Origin of the sequence: Neisseria cinerea (genome assembly GCF_900475315.1) — a bacterium.
GTDB lineage: Bacteria > Pseudomonadota > Gammaproteobacteria > Burkholderiales > Neisseriaceae > Neisseria > Neisseria cinerea.
In genome coordinates, this window is the sequence record NZ_LS483369.1 from 1,690,042 (window position 1) to 1,703,139 (window position 13,098).

The 13,098-nt window shown below is 42.1% G+C and carries 28 protein-coding genes and 1 pseudogene; all 29 read left to right on the forward strand.

Going from position 1 to position 13,098, the window contains the following annotated elements; genetic code table 11:
* Window positions 1–15 precede the first annotated feature (15 nt).
* The 29 genes and pseudogenes from rpsJ (at window position 16) to rpsD (ending at window position 13,090) form a co-directional block, all read left to right on the forward strand.
* Window positions 16–327: a 30S ribosomal protein S10 gene (gene rpsJ / locus DQM57_RS08720; protein ID WP_003675871.1), complete on the forward strand. Its 312-nt coding sequence runs from the start codon at window positions 16–18 to the stop codon at window positions 325–327.
* Window positions 328–513: 186 nt separating this feature from the next.
* Window positions 514–674 (forward strand): annotated as a pseudogene (locus DQM57_RS10080) (GTPase family protein); the annotation flags it as partial.
* Window positions 675–682: 8 nt separating this feature from the next.
* Window positions 683–817: a hypothetical protein gene (locus DQM57_RS10000; protein WP_267894428.1), complete on the forward strand. Its 135-nt coding sequence runs from the start codon at window positions 683–685 to the stop codon at window positions 815–817.
* A 263-nt stretch (window positions 818–1,080) separates the two neighbouring features.
* The gene (gene rplC, locus DQM57_RS08740) at window positions 1,081–1,725 is read left to right on the forward strand and encodes a 50S ribosomal protein L3 (protein WP_003675875.1); all 645 of its coding nucleotides are present in this window, start codon (window positions 1,081–1,083) and stop codon (window positions 1,723–1,725) included.
* Window positions 1,725–2,345, forward strand: coding sequence for a 50S ribosomal protein L4 (rplD, locus tag DQM57_RS08745; protein ID WP_002218573.1), 621 nt, complete (start codon window positions 1,725–1,727; stop codon window positions 2,343–2,345). The genes rplC and rplD overlap by 1 nt, the downstream gene beginning before the upstream one ends.
* Window positions 2,342–2,656: a 50S ribosomal protein L23 gene (rplW, locus tag DQM57_RS08750; protein ID WP_002231529.1), complete on the forward strand. Its 315-nt coding sequence runs from the start codon at window positions 2,342–2,344 to the stop codon at window positions 2,654–2,656. Before rplD ends, rplW begins: the two co-directional genes overlap by 4 nt.
* 5 nt (window positions 2,657–2,661) lie before the next feature.
* Window positions 2,662–3,495, forward strand: a complete 834-nt coding sequence (gene rplB, locus DQM57_RS08755; protein ID WP_003675876.1) for a 50S ribosomal protein L2 — start codon at window positions 2,662–2,664, stop codon at window positions 3,493–3,495.
* A gap of 5 nt (window positions 3,496–3,500) precedes the next feature.
* Window positions 3,501–3,779 carry a 30S ribosomal protein S19 gene (gene rpsS, locus DQM57_RS08760; RefSeq protein WP_002215422.1) on the forward strand — a complete coding sequence of 93 codons (279 nt, stop codon included), beginning with the start codon at window positions 3,501–3,503 and terminating at the stop codon, window positions 3,777–3,779.
* 8 nt (window positions 3,780–3,787) lie between these two features.
* A complete protein-coding gene (gene rplV, locus DQM57_RS08765; protein WP_003675877.1) occupies window positions 3,788–4,117 on the forward strand; it encodes a 50S ribosomal protein L22 in 330 nt (109 codons plus the stop codon).
* Between the two features lie 9 nt (window positions 4,118–4,126).
* On the forward strand, window positions 4,127–4,822 hold the full coding sequence (rpsC, locus tag DQM57_RS08770) for a 30S ribosomal protein S3 (protein WP_107996476.1): 696 nt from the start codon (window positions 4,127–4,129) through the stop codon (window positions 4,820–4,822).
* Window positions 4,806–5,222, forward strand: coding sequence for a 50S ribosomal protein L16 (rplP, locus tag DQM57_RS08775; protein WP_003675880.1), 417 nt, complete (start codon window positions 4,806–4,808; stop codon window positions 5,220–5,222). Before rpsC ends, rplP begins: the two co-directional genes overlap by 17 nt.
* Window positions 5,222–5,413, forward strand: coding sequence for a 50S ribosomal protein L29 (gene rpmC, locus DQM57_RS08780; protein ID WP_003675882.1), 192 nt, complete (start codon window positions 5,222–5,224; stop codon window positions 5,411–5,413). Before rplP ends, rpmC begins: the two co-directional genes overlap by 1 nt.
* Entirely contained in the window at window positions 5,413–5,676 is a 264-nt protein-coding gene (gene rpsQ / locus DQM57_RS08785) for a 30S ribosomal protein S17 (protein WP_003675883.1), read from the forward strand. The genes rpmC and rpsQ overlap by 1 nt, the downstream gene beginning before the upstream one ends.
* A 221-nt stretch (window positions 5,677–5,897) precedes the next feature.
* The gene (gene rplN / locus DQM57_RS08790) at window positions 5,898–6,266 is read left to right on the forward strand and encodes a 50S ribosomal protein L14 (protein WP_002215434.1); all 369 of its coding nucleotides are present in this window, start codon (window positions 5,898–5,900) and stop codon (window positions 6,264–6,266) included.
* 11 nt (window positions 6,267–6,277) lie between these two features.
* Window positions 6,278–6,601, forward strand: a complete 324-nt coding sequence (gene rplX, locus DQM57_RS08795; protein ID WP_107859601.1) for a 50S ribosomal protein L24 — start codon at window positions 6,278–6,280, stop codon at window positions 6,599–6,601.
* Between the two features lie 9 nt (window positions 6,602–6,610).
* The gene (gene rplE / locus DQM57_RS08800; protein ID WP_003675887.1) at window positions 6,611–7,150 is read left to right on the forward strand and encodes a 50S ribosomal protein L5; all 540 of its coding nucleotides are present in this window, start codon (window positions 6,611–6,613) and stop codon (window positions 7,148–7,150) included.
* A gap of 2 nt (window positions 7,151–7,152) precedes the next feature.
* Entirely contained in the window at window positions 7,153–7,458 is a 306-nt protein-coding gene (gene rpsN, locus DQM57_RS08805) for a 30S ribosomal protein S14 (RefSeq protein ID WP_003675888.1), read from the forward strand.
* 14 nt (window positions 7,459–7,472) lie between these two features.
* Window positions 7,473–7,865, forward strand: coding sequence for a 30S ribosomal protein S8 (gene rpsH / locus DQM57_RS08810; protein ID WP_003675890.1), 393 nt, complete (start codon window positions 7,473–7,475; stop codon window positions 7,863–7,865).
* A gap of 13 nt (window positions 7,866–7,878) precedes the next feature.
* A complete protein-coding gene (gene rplF, locus DQM57_RS08815) occupies window positions 7,879–8,412 on the forward strand; it encodes a 50S ribosomal protein L6 (RefSeq protein ID WP_003675892.1) in 534 nt (177 codons plus the stop codon).
* Window positions 8,413–8,425: 13 nt separating this feature from the next.
* Complete coding sequence (rplR, locus tag DQM57_RS08820) at window positions 8,426–8,779, forward strand: 50S ribosomal protein L18 (RefSeq protein WP_003675895.1); 354 nt, start codon at window positions 8,426–8,428, stop codon at window positions 8,777–8,779.
* Window positions 8,780–8,796: 17 nt separating this feature from the next.
* A complete protein-coding gene (gene rpsE / locus DQM57_RS08825) occupies window positions 8,797–9,315 on the forward strand; it encodes a 30S ribosomal protein S5 (RefSeq protein ID WP_003675898.1) in 519 nt (172 codons plus the stop codon).
* Entirely contained in the window at window positions 9,308–9,493 is a 186-nt protein-coding gene (gene rpmD, locus DQM57_RS08830) for a 50S ribosomal protein L30 (RefSeq protein ID WP_003675900.1), read from the forward strand. The genes rpsE and rpmD overlap by 8 nt, the downstream gene beginning before the upstream one ends.
* Window position 9,494: 1 nt before the next feature.
* On the forward strand, window positions 9,495–9,929 hold the full coding sequence (gene rplO, locus DQM57_RS08835) for a 50S ribosomal protein L15 (protein ID WP_108044371.1): 435 nt from the start codon (window positions 9,495–9,497) through the stop codon (window positions 9,927–9,929).
* A gap of 12 nt (window positions 9,930–9,941) precedes the next feature.
* Entirely contained in the window at window positions 9,942–11,252 is a 1,311-nt protein-coding gene (gene secY / locus DQM57_RS08840) for a preprotein translocase subunit SecY (RefSeq protein ID WP_108044370.1), read from the forward strand.
* A 4-nt stretch (window positions 11,253–11,256) separates the two neighbouring features.
* Entirely contained in the window at window positions 11,257–11,475 is a 219-nt protein-coding gene (infA, locus tag DQM57_RS08845) for a translation initiation factor IF-1 (RefSeq protein ID WP_002215452.1), read from the forward strand.
* Window positions 11,476–11,493: 18 nt separating this feature from the next.
* Window positions 11,494–11,607 (forward strand): 50S ribosomal protein L36, encoded by a 114-nt coding sequence (rpmJ, locus tag DQM57_RS08850; protein ID WP_003697674.1) that lies wholly within the window; start codon window positions 11,494–11,496, stop codon window positions 11,605–11,607.
* 65 nt (window positions 11,608–11,672) lie between these two features.
* The gene (gene rpsM / locus DQM57_RS08855) at window positions 11,673–12,035 is read left to right on the forward strand and encodes a 30S ribosomal protein S13 (RefSeq protein ID WP_003675906.1); all 363 of its coding nucleotides are present in this window, start codon (window positions 11,673–11,675) and stop codon (window positions 12,033–12,035) included.
* Window positions 12,036–12,054: 19 nt separating this feature from the next.
* Window positions 12,055–12,450: a 30S ribosomal protein S11 gene (gene rpsK / locus DQM57_RS08860; RefSeq protein ID WP_002216249.1), complete on the forward strand. Its 396-nt coding sequence runs from the start codon at window positions 12,055–12,057 to the stop codon at window positions 12,448–12,450.
* A 19-nt stretch (window positions 12,451–12,469) separates the two neighbouring features.
* Window positions 12,470–13,090 (forward strand): 30S ribosomal protein S4, encoded by a 621-nt coding sequence (gene rpsD / locus DQM57_RS08865; protein ID WP_003675917.1) that lies wholly within the window; start codon window positions 12,470–12,472, stop codon window positions 13,088–13,090.
* The last annotated feature ends 8 nt before the right edge of the window (window positions 13,091–13,098 follow it).

Genomic DNA, 13,098 nt, shown 5'->3' on the forward strand with positions numbered 1-13,098 from the left:
GAAGGATATTGATAAATGGCAAACCAAAAAATCCGTATCCGCCTGAAAGCTTATGATTACAGCCTGATCGACCGTTCTGCCCAAGAAATTGTTGAAACTGCAAAACGTACTGGCGCCGTTGTAAAAGGCCCGATTCCGTTGCCGACTAAAATCGAGCGCTTCAACATTCTGCGTTCTCCACACGTGAATAAAACTTCTCGTGAACAATTGGAAATCCGCACCCACTTGCGCCTGATGGACATCGTGGATTGGACTGATAAAACTACTGAAGCACTAATGAAGCTGGACTTACCTGCAGGTGTTGATGTAGAAATCAAAGTTCAATAATTAGGACTACTGAGAATCCCCAAGCAATAAATGCTTGGGGATTTTTTATTTTATGCCGTCTGAAAATATGAGGAGGAATAACAGATTCAAGACAAAACAGTAAAATTAAAAAAGTATGTGCCGGGGAAATTAGCTTATTTTTTACTTCAGAAATTTTCAGACGGCATTACACGATATTTTTTAGTGAACAATATCGGCAGTGCGCTAGAAAAAATATTGGGGCTGCGGGAGATGCAGTTAAAAAAGTTGTTTCAACGATAACGAGCGGCGTCGGGACGCTGATCGGTGGTGCTGCAAAAGCGATTGGAGGGATGATTAGCATGTTTGCCTCTTTGTTTGGCTGGTAGGAGCACATATGCATCGTTACCGTATTTCTGAAATTGGGCAAAAGGTCACAGCAGCCGATTTCCGTCCTTTGGATGTCTTGCTTGTCGGTGCGACAAGTGTCGGCAAGTCTTCAATCTTAAATGTTTTCATCTCAAAGAAATAATGGATGCAGTCATCAACCATATTCCGGTTTGTTGAAGAAAGATGAATACGCTGTGATGATTGGATACAGGCCTTTTGAAAGAGTCCGATCCTATGCCGTCTGAAGATTCAAAACGTTTCAGGCGGCATATTTAGATATTTTTGTTGATATTTCTTTGACTTGTCGGATATAATGTCTGACTTGGTACATTCGTGCCAAGTTTAACTTTGTCTGAAAGACAGGCCAATCGTAGCCTGTCCCTTTACTTTAAAAGGAAAATAATCATGACTTTAGGTCTGGTTGGGCGCAAAGTTGGTATGACCCGCGTGTTCGACGAACAAGGTGTTTCTGTTCCGGTAACCGTTTTGGATATGTCTGCCAACCGCGTTACACAAGTAAAATCCAAAGATGCTGACGGCTATACTGCCGTTCAAGTTACCTTTGGTCAGAAAAAAGCTAACCGTGTCAATAAAGCCGAAGCTGGACACTTTGCAAAAGCAGGTGTTGAAGCCGGTCGCGGTTTGATTGAGTTTGCTTTGACTGAAGAAAAACTGGCTGAATTGAAGGCCGGTGACGAAATTACCGTTTCTATGTTTGAAGTCGGTCAACTGGTTGATGTAACCGGTACCTCTAAAGGTAAAGGTTTCTCTGGTACGATCAAACGTCATAACTTCGGTGCTCAACGTACTTCCCACGGTAACTCCCGTTCTCACCGTGTTCCAGGCTCTATCGGTATGGCGCAAGACCCGGGTCGCGTGTTCCCTGGTAAACGCATGGCCGGTCAATACGGTAACACCAAAGCAACTGTCCAAAAACTGGAAGTTGTACGTGTTGATGCAGAACGCCAACTGCTGTTGGTCAAGGGTGCTGTTCCGGGTGCGGTCAACAGCGATGTTGTAGTTCGTCCTAGCGTGAAAGTAGGTGCGTAATGGAATTGAAAGTAATTGACGCTAAAGGACAAGTTTCAGGCAGTCTGTCTGTTTCTGATGCTTTGTTCGCTCGCGAATACAATGAAGCGTTGGTTCATCAGCTGGTAAATGCCTACCTGGCAAACGCCCGCTCTGGTAACCGCGCTCAAAAAACCCGTGCCGAAGTAAAACACTCAACCAAAAAACCATGGCGTCAAAAAGGTACCGGCCGTGCACGTTCCGGTATGACTTCTTCTCCGCTGTGGCGTAAAGGTGGTCGCGCGTTCCCGAACAAACCTGACGAAAACTTCACTCAAAAAGTAAACCGTAAAATGTACCGTGCTGGTATGGCGACTATTCTGTCCCAATTGGCTCGTGACGAGCGTTTGTTTGCTATCGAAGCGTTGACTGCTGAAACTCCTAAAACCAAAGTTTTTGCTGAACAAGTGAAAAATCTGGGTCTGGAGCAAGTGTTGTTTGTAACCAAACAGCTCGACGAGAATGTTTACTTGGCTTCACGCAACTTGCCAAACGTGTTGGTTTTGGAAGCTCAACAAGTTGATCCTTACAGCTTGCTGCGTTACAAAAAAGTAATCATCACTAAAGATGCGGTTGCACAATTAGAGGAGCAATGGGTATGAATCAACAACGTTTGACTCAAGTGATTTTGGCACCTATCGTTTCTGAAAAAAGCAACGTATTGGCTGAAAAACGCAACCAAATGACGTTTAAAGTCTTGGCAAATGCAACCAAACCTGAAATCAAAGCTGCTGTTGAGCTGCTGTTTGGTGTTCAAGTTGCTTCTGTAACTACCGTTACAACTAAAGGCAAAACTAAGCGTTTTGGTCGTACTTTGGGCCGCCGCAGCGATGTTAAAAAAGCTTATGTAAGCTTGGCAGCCGGTCAAGAGTTGGATTTGGAAGCCGCTGCTGCAGCTGCAGATAAGGAATAAACAAAATGGCAATCGTTAAAATGAAGCCAACTTCTGCAGGCCGTCGCGGCATGGTTCGCGTGGTAACAGAAGGTTTGCACAAAGGTGCGCCTTATGCACCTTTGCTCGAAAAGAAAAATTCTACTGCCGGTCGTAACCATAATGGTCATATCACCACCCGTCATAAAGGCGGCGGTCATAAACACCATTACCGTGTTGTAGACTTTAAACGTAACAAAGACGGTATCCCTGCAAAAGTAGAGCGTATCGAATACGATCCTAACCGCACTGCCTTTATTGCATTGTTGTGCTATGCAGACGGCGAACGTCGCTACATCATCGCTCCTCGCGGTATTCAAGCCGGTGCTGTATTGGTTTCCGGTGCTGAAGCTGCCATCAAAGTAGGTAACACCCTGCCAATCCGCAATATTCCCGTTGGTACGACTATCCACTGTATCGAAATGAAACCTGGTAAAGGTGCACAAATTGCACGTTCTGCCGGTGCTTCTGCGGTATTGCTGGCTAAAGAAGGCGCATACGCTCAAGTCCGTCTGCGCTCTGGCGAAGTTCGTAAAATCAACGTAAATTGCCGTGCAACCATCGGTGAAGTCGGTAACGAAGAGCAAAGCCTGAAGAAAATCGGTAAAGCCGGTGCTAATCGTTGGCGCGGTATTCGTCCGACCGTTCGTGGTGTTGTGATGAACCCTGTCGATCACCCGCATGGTGGTGGTGAAGGTCGTACCGGTGAAGCTCGCGAACCGGTTAGCCCATGGGGTACTCCTGCTAAAGGCTACCGCACTCGTAATAACAAACGCACGGATAACATGATTGTTCGTCGTCGTTACTCAAATAAAGGTTAATTAGTATGGCTCGTTCATTGAAAAAAGGCCCATATGTAGACCTGCATTTGCTGAAAAAAGTAGATGCTGCTCGTGCAAGCAACGATAAGCGCCCGATTAAAACTTGGTCTCGTCGTTCTACCATTCTGCCTGATTTTATCGGTCTGACCATTGCTGTACACAACGGCCGCACTCATGTGCCCGTGTTTATCAGTGATAACATGGTTGGTCATAAATTAGGTGAATTCTCATTGACCCGTACCTTTAAAGGCCACCTGGCTGATAAAAAGGCTAAAAAGAAATAAGGTGAATCATGAGAGTAAATGCACAACATAAAAATGCCCGTATCTCTGCTCAAAAGGCTCGTTTGGTAGCTGATTTGATTCGTGGTAAAGACGTTGCCCAAGCTTTGAATATTTTGACTTTCAGTCCTAAAAAAGGTGCTGAGTTGATTAAAAAAGTATTGGAATCAGCTATTGCTAATGCTGAGCACAATAACGGTGCTGACATTGATGAGTTGAAAGTAGTAACTATCTTTGTTGACAAAGGTCCAAGCTTGAAACGTTTCCAAGCTCGTGCCAAAGGTCGCGGTAACCGCATTGAAAAACAAACTTGTCATATCAATGTGACAGTGGGCAACTAAGGAAAAGCTATGGGACAAAAGATTAACCCTACAGGCTTTCGCCTGGCGGTAACTAAAGACTGGGCTTCAAAATGGTTTGCTAAAAGCACCGACTTTTCTGCTGTTTTGAAACAAGATATTGATGTTCGTAACTACCTGCGTAAAAAATTGGCGAATGCTTCTGTTGGTCGCGTAGTTATTGAACGTCCTGCAAAATCTGCACGTATTACCATCCATTCCGCCCGTCCAGGCGTAGTAATTGGTAAAAAAGGTGAGGATATCGAAGTTCTGAAACGTGATTTGCAAGCCTTGATGGGTGTGCCTGTTCATGTGAATATTGAAGAAATCCGTAAACCTGAATTGGATGCACAAATTATTGCTGATGGTATTGCTCAGCAATTGGAAAAACGCGTTCAATTCCGCCGTGCTATGAAACGTGCTATGCAAAATGCTATGCGTTCAGGAGCAAAAGGTATCAAGATTATGACCTCAGGTCGTCTGAATGGTGCGGATATTGCTCGTAGCGAATGGTATCGTGAAGGTCGTGTACCTCTGCATACTTTGCGTGCAAACGTAGATTATGCGACTAGCGAAGCTCATACCACTTATGGCGTGCTGGGTCTGAAAGTTTGGGTTTATACTGAAGGTAATGTGAAGACTTCAGCTAAATCTGAGCATGAAAAGAAACAAAGAAAGGCAGGTGGACGTAATGCTGCAGCCAACTAGACTGAAATACCGCAAGCAACAAAAAGGTCGCAATACTGGTATTGCTACTCGCGGTAATAAAGTAAGTTTCGGTGAGTTCGGTTTGAAAGCCGTTGGTCGTGGTCGTTTGACTGCCCGCCAGATCGAAGCTGCTCGTCGTACGATGACTCGCCACATTAAACGTGGTGGTCGTATTTGGATTCGTGTATTCCCTGACAAACCAATTACTGAAAAACCTATTCAAGTTCGTATGGGTGGCGGTAAAGGTAACGTGGAATATTACATTGCCGAAATCAAACCAGGCAAAGTGTTGTATGAAATGGACGGTGTTCCAGAGGCTTTGGCTCGTGAAGCATTTGAATTAGCTGCTGCCAAATTGCCTATTCCTACGACCTTTGTAGTAAGACAGGTAGGTCAATAATGAAAGCAAATGAATTGAAAGACAAATCTATTGAGCAATTAAATGCAGATTTGTTGGACTTGTTGAAGGCTCAATTTGGCTTACGTATGCAAAATGCAACTGGTCAGTTGGGTAAACCAAGTGAATTAAAACGTGTACGTCGCGATATTGCTCGTATTAAAACCATTTTAACTGAAAAAGGTGCTAAGTAATGAGCGAAAATAAAAATGTTCGTACTTTGCAAGGCAAAGTGGTAAGCGACAAGATGGACAAAACCGTTACGGTATTGGTTGAACGTAAAGTAAAACATCCTCTGTACGGTAAAATTATCCGTTTATCAACTAAAATCCATGCCCATGATGAAAGCAATCAATATGGGATTGGTGATGTAGTAGTAATTGCGGAGACTCGTCCACTGTCAAAAACCAAATCTTGGGTTGTTAAAGAACTGGTTGAGAAGGCACGTGCTGTTTAGAAATTAAGACAGTTAGCTTTAATAGGAAACGAAGTATTGCGCCAAAGTAAATTTGAGTGTAAACTTCGTTTCTTATCTTTCAGTTTCTTCTGGAAGTTCTCCCCTTCGGGATCCAAGACTGGTTTACTAGAACCTTGATGGTTTCATTTAATAAGCAGCTGTAGTTAGGTGCAAGTTATATGAAAGTGGTAAATTAAGTTGGTTAATTTAAAGGTACTAATATGATTCAAATGCAGACCATCTTAGATGTGGCTGATAACTCTGGTGCACGACGCGTAATGTGTATCAAAGTATTAGGCGGCTCTAAGCGTCGCTACGCTTCTGTTGGCGATATTATTAAAGTTGCAGTTAAAGATGCAGCCCCGCGTGGCCGTGTCAAAAAAGGTGATGTATACAATGCAGTAGTTGTTCGTACTGCTAAGGGTGTGCGTCGTCCAGATGGCGCGTTAATTAAATTTGATAATAACGCTGCTGTATTATTGAATAATAAACTTGAACCCTTGGGTACTCGTATTTTTGGTCCGGTAACCCGTGAATTGCGTACTGAGCGATTTATGAAAATCGTTTCATTGGCGCCTGAAGTATTATAAGGAATAGCGCGATGAATAAAATCATTAAAGGCGATCAGGTTGTAGTAATTGCCGGTAAAGATAAAGGTAAGCAAGGTCAGGTAGTTCGAGTATTGGGTGATAAAGTTGTTGTTGAAGGTGTGAATGTTGTGAAGCGCCATCAAAAACCTAATCCAATGCGTGGCATTGAGGGTGGCATTATTACTAAAGAAATGCCTTTAGATATTTCTAATGTTGCAATCCTGAATCCAGAAACTAATAAAGCAGACCGTGTTGGTATTAAGCTGATTGAAAATGAAGGCAAAGTTAAACGCGTTCGTTTCTTCAAATCAAATGGCTCTATCATTGGAGCATAAGGAGATAACATGGCTCGTTTAAGAGAGTTTTATAAAAATACAGTTGTTCCTGAATTGGTTAAGCAATTTGGTTACAAATCAGTAATGGAAGTTCCGCGTATTGAGAAAATCACCTTAAATATGGGTGTAGGTGAGGCCGTTGCTGATAAAAAAGTCATGGAACATGCTGTTTCAGATTTAGAGAAAATTGCTGGCCAAAAACCGGTTGTTACGGTTGCTCGTAAATCTATCGCAGGTTTTAAAATCCGTGATAACTATCCGGTTGGTTGCAAAGTAACATTGCGTCGTGATCAAATGTTTGAATTCTTAGATCGTTTGATCACTATTGCATTGCCTCGTGTACGTGACTTCCGTGGTGTAAGCGGTAAATCATTTGATGGTCGTGGCAATTACAATATGGGCGTTCGTGAGCAAATTATTTTCCCGGAAATTGAATACGATAAAATTGATGCTTTGCGTGGTTTGAATATTACAATTACAACTACCGCAAAAACTGATGAAGAAGCGAAAGCTTTGTTGTCACTGTTCAAGTTTCCGTTTAAAGGATAATCATGGCTAAGAAAGCACTTATTAATCGTGAGCTGAAACGTCAGGCATTGGCAAAAAAATTTGCAGCTAAACGTGAGGCAATTTTTGCTGTTATTAATGATGCAGATGCGACTGAAGAAGAGCGTTTTGAGGCACGTTTGAAATTTCAATCCATTCCTCGTAATGCAGCACCTGTGCGTCAACGTCGTCGTTGTGCTTTAACAGGTCGTCCTCGTGGCACTTTCCGTAAATTTGGTTTGGGCCGTATTAAAATCCGTGAAATCGCTATGCGTGGCGAGATTCCTGGTGTTGTTAAAGCTAGCTGGTAATAGGAGTATAAATAATGAGTATGCATGATCCTATTTCCGATATGTTGACTCGTGTTCGCAATGCGCAACGTGCTAATAAAGCAACAGTTGCCATGCCTTCCTCAAAATTGAAATGCGCAATTGCAAAAGTTTTGAAAGATGAAGGTTATATCGAGGATTTTACGGTTTCTGCTGATGCAAAACCGGTATTGGAAATTCAATTGAAATACTATGCAGGTCGTCCTGTGATTGAGCAAATCAAACGTGTTTCACGTCCAGGTTTGCGTATTTACAAAGCATCCAGCGAGATCCCTAGTGTAATGAATGGCTTGGGTGTTGCTATTGTTAGTACTTCTAAAGGTGTGATGACTGATCGCAAAGCCCGTTCTGAGGGTGTTGGTGGTGAGTTGTTGTGCATCGTAGCCTAGTGGAGAAAAGTAAATGTCACGCGTCGCAAAAAACCCAGTGACTGTTCCTGCTGGTGTAGAAGTAAAATTCGGAACAGATGCATTGGTAATCAAAGGTAAAAATGGCGAATTGTCTTTTCCTTTGCATTCCGATGTTGCTATTGAATTGAACGATGGTAAATTGACTTTTGCTGCAAAAAATAACAGTAAGCAGGCTAATGCTATGTCTGGTACTGCTCGTGCATTGGTTAATAACATGGTTAAGGGTGTTTCAGAAGGTTTTGAGAAAAAACTTCAATTAATTGGTGTGGGTTATCGTGCCCAAGCTCAAGGTAAAGTTTTAAACTTGTCTTTGGGTTTCTCTCATCCGATCGTGTATGAAATGCCTGAAGGTGTTTCTGTTCAAACACCTAGTCAAACAGAAATTATTTTGACTGGTGCAGATAAACAAGTGGTTGGCCAAGTCGCTGCTGAAATTCGTGCATTCCGTTCTCCTGAACCTTATAAAGGCAAAGGTGTTCGTTATGTAGGTGAAGTAGTAGTGATGAAAGAAGCCAAGAAAAAATAATTGAGGTTCACTAATGGATAAACATGCAACCCGACTCCGTCGTGCACGCAAAACCCGTGCACGTATCGCGGACTTGAAAATGGTAAGATTATGTGTGTTCCGCAGCAATAATCATATTTATGCTCAAGTAATTAGTGCTGAAGGTGATAAAGTATTGGCTCAAGCCTCTACATTGGAAGCTGAAGTACGTAGTAGCCTGAAATCAGGTGGCAACGTTGAAGCAGCAGCTGTAGTTGGTAAGCGTATTGCTGAAAAAGCTAAAGCAGTAGGTGTTGAAAAAGTTGCTTTTGACCGTTCAGGTTTCCAATATCACGGTCGTGTGAAAGCTTTGGCTGAAGCTGCGCGTGAAAATGGTTTAAGCTTCTAATATTTGGAGACTTTCAGATGGCAAAACATGAAATTGAAGAACGCGGTGACGGTCTGATTGAAAAGATGGTCGCAGTTAATCGCGTAACTAAAGTAGTTAAAGGTGGTCGTATTATGGCTTTCTCTGCGCTGACTGTTGTTGGTGATGGAGATGGTCGTATCGGTATGGGTAAGGGTAAATCAAAAGAAGTACCGGTTGCTGTACAAAAAGCAATGGATCAAGCTCGTCGCTCTATGATTAAAGTACCTTTGAGAAATGGTACGATTCATCACGAAGTTATTGGTCGTCATGGTGCTACTAAAGTATTTATGCAACCTGCTAAAGAAGGTAGTGGTGTGAAAGCCGGTGGTCCAATGCGTTTAGTATTTGATGCTATGGGTATCCATAACATTTCAGCTAAAGTACATGGTTCTACTAATCCTTACAATATTGTACGAGCTACATTAGACGGTTTATCTAAACTGTATACCCCTGCTGATATTGCTGCTAAACGCGGGTTGACAGTAGAAGATATTTTGGGAGTAAACCATGAGTGAGCAAAAAAAGATTAAAGTTACTTTGGTTAAGAGCTTGATTGGTACAATTGAATCTCATCGAGCTTGTGCTCGTGGTTTGGGTTTGCGTCGCCGCGAGCATGTAGTGGAGGTTTTGGATACCCCTGAAAACCGTGGTATGATTAATAAAATCAGCTACTTGTTGAAAGTGGAGTCTTGATATGTTTTTGAATACTATTCAACCTGCTGAAGGGTCTACTCACGCTAGTCGTCGTGTAGGTCGTGGTATTGGTAGTGGCTTGGGTAAGACAGCTGGTCGTGGTCATAAAGGTCAAAAAAGCCGTGCTGGTGGTTTCCACAAGGTAGGTTTTGAAGGCGGTCAAATGCCTTTGCAACGTCGTCTGCCAAAACGTGGTTTTAAATCTTTGACTGCTGCTACTAATGCTGAGGTTCGTCTAAGTGAATTGAATCTGATAGCTGTTGATGAAATTGATGTCTTAGCTCTGAAGCAAGCTGGTCTGATTCCCGCAAATGCTTCTAATGTAAAAGTTATTGCTTCTGGTGAAATTTCAAAAGCGGTTACCTTGAAAGGTGTAAAAGCTACTAAAGGTGCTAAGGCCGCAATTGAAGCTATTGGTGGCAAGATTGAGATATAAGGTTTAATTATTGTGGCTAAACAGCAATTGTCATCAGCTTTGTCCAATTTTGGAGATCTTAAGAAACGTCTTTTATTTCTATTTGGGGCGTTAATTGTTTTTCGAATTGGTGCTCATATACCCGTTCCTGGAGTTGATGCTGTTGCTTTAGCCAAGTTATACGAAAGCGCTGGGAACGGTATCCTAGGAATGTTAAATATGTTTTCCGGTGGATCGTTAGAGCGCTTTAGTATATTTGCAATAGGCATTATGCCGTATATTTCTGCATCCATTATTGTTCAGCTGGCTTCAGAAATTTTACCCTCATTAAAGGCACTAAAAAAAGAAGGTGAAGCTGGTAGAAAGTTAATTACGAAATATACTAGATATGGCACTGTATTATTAGCAATACTACAGAGTCTAGGTGTTGCGTCCTTTGTATTTCAGCAGGGAGTTGTTGTAACAAGCTCATTTGAGTTTCATGTTTCCACCATAGTTTCTTTGGTAACAGGAACTATGTTCCTTATGTGGCTTGGTGAGCAGATTACTGAAAGAGGTATTGGGAACGGAATTTCTCTGATTATTACGGCTGGCATAGCTTCAGGCATTCCATCAGGTATTACGAGGATCATTACCTTGACAAATCAAGGTGCCATGAGCATGTTGATGGCATTATTTATTGTTTTTGGTGCCTTGTTATTAATTTATTTGGTTGTATATTTTGAAAGTGCACAGCGTAAGATTCCTATTCATTATGCGAAACGCCAGTTTAATAGCGGGTTGGGTGGTCAGAATACGCACATGCCTTTTAAGTTAAATATGGCTGGTGTTATTCCTCCTATTTTTGCTTCTAGTATTATTCTGTTTCCATCTACTCTTTTGGGTTGGCTTGGTTCAGCTGATCCAAATAATATTTTGCATACAATAGCAGGATTATTGCAGCACGGCCAGATTCTGTACATTGTTTTATTTGCGGTGACAGTAATTTTCTTCTGCTATTTTTATACGGCTTTGGTCTTCAGCCCTAAGGAGATGGCGGAGAATTTGAAGAAGAGTGGTGCTTTTGTCCCTGGGATTAGGCCTGGTGAACAAACTTCTAGATATTTAGAAAAAGTTGTATTGCATTTAACATTGTTTGGGGCACTCTATATTACGATTATTTGTTTAATTCCGGAGCTCTTAACTACGTTTCTAAATGTGCCTTTTTATTTGGGAGGTACTTCTTTGCTGATTCTAGTTGTTGTAACGATGGATTTTAGTACACAGATAAATTCATACAGGCTTACTCAGCAGTATGATAAGTTAATGAGCCGTTCAGACGTGAAGTCATTTTCTCGGAAATAGAATTATGGCAAAAGAAGATACTATTCAAATGCAGGGTGAAATCCTTGAAACTTTACCTAATGCTACTTTTAAAGTAAAACTAGAGAATGACCATATAGTATTAGGTCATATTTCTGGAAAGATGCGGATGCATTACATCCGTATTTCTCCGGGAGATAAGGTTACAGTGGAACTGACGCCTTACGATTTAACTAGGGCTCGAATTGTTTTTAGAGCAAGATAAACCAAAAAGGAAAATATGATGCGTGTACAACCATCCGTTAAGAAAATTTGTCGTAATTGTAAGATTATTCGCCGAAATCGTGTAGTTCGTGTAATTTGCACTGATCCCCGTCATAAACAGCGTCAAGGTTAATAGAATATTTCTTTTAATGTGATTCTGTGATATAGTGACACACTTTGCCCTAAAAAGGAAAAAATATGGCTCGTATTGCAGGGGTAAATATCCCTAATAACGCTCATATCGTGATTGGTCTTCAGGCTATTTACGGTATTGGTGCGACTCGTGCTAAATTGATTTGTGAGGCAGCAAATATTGCTCCTACTACTAAAGCAAAAGATTTGGACGAGGCTCAATTAGACGCTTTGCGTGAACAAGTTGCTAAATATGAAGTTGAAGGTGATTTGCGTCGTGAAGTAACAATGAGCATCAAGCGACTGATTGATATGGGTTGCTATCGTGGCTTCCGTCATCGTCGTGGCTTGCCTTGTCGTGGTCAACGCACTCGCACAAATGCTCGTACCCGTAAAGGTCCGCGCAAAGCGATTGCCGGTAAGAAATAAATTTTAAGGAATTTGATTAATGGCTAAAGCAAACACAGCTTCGCGTGTACGTAAAAAAGTACGTAAAACCGTAAGCGAAGGTATTGTTCACGTTCATGCATCTTTCAACAATACCATCATTACAATCACTGACCGTCAAGGCAATGCATTGTCTTGGGCTACCTCTGGCGGCGCTGGTTTTAAAGGTTCTCGTAAAAGTACACCATTTGCAGCGCAAGTTGCAGCAGAAGCAGCTGGTAAAGTTGCCCAAGAGTATGGCGTTAAAAATTTAGAGGTTCGCATTAAAGGCCCTGGTCCTGGTCGCGAATCATCTGTACGTGCTTTAAACGCTCTTGGTTTCAAGATTACCAGCATTACTGACGTTACCCCGTTGCCTCATAACGGTTGCCGTCCGCCTAAAAAACGTCGTATTTAATATTGGAGTGATTTAAAACATGGCACGTTATATTGGCCCTAAATGTAAATTAGCACGTCGTGAAGGTACAGATTTGTTTTTGAAGAGTGCGCGTCGCTCTTTGGATTCCAAATGTAAAATTGATTCTGCTCCTGGTCAGCATGGTGGAAAAAAACCACGTTTGTCAGACTATGGTTTGCAGTTGCGTGAAAAGCAAAAAATTCGTCGCATTTATGGCGTATTAGAGCGTCAGTTCCGCCGTTATTTCGCGGAAGCAGAGCGTCGCAAAGGATCTACCGGCGAGTTGCTATTGCAGTTGTTAGAGTCTCGTTTGGATAATGTTGTTTATCGTATGGGTTTTGGCTCTACTCGTGCAGAAGCAAGACAACTTGTCTCCCACAAGGCTATAGCTGTTAATGGGCAAGTTGTAAATATTCCCTCTTTCCAAGTGAAGGTTGGTGATGTTGTCTCTATTCGCGAAAAAGCTAAAAAGCAAGTACGTATTCAAGAGGCATTGAGTCTGGCTACTCAAGTTGGTTTGCCTGGTTGGGTTGCTGTGGATGCTAATAAACTTGAGGGTGTATTCAAGAATATGCCAGATCGCGCGGAATTGACCGGTGATATTAATGAACAGCTGGTGGTAGAGTTCTACTCTAAATAATGCTAGCT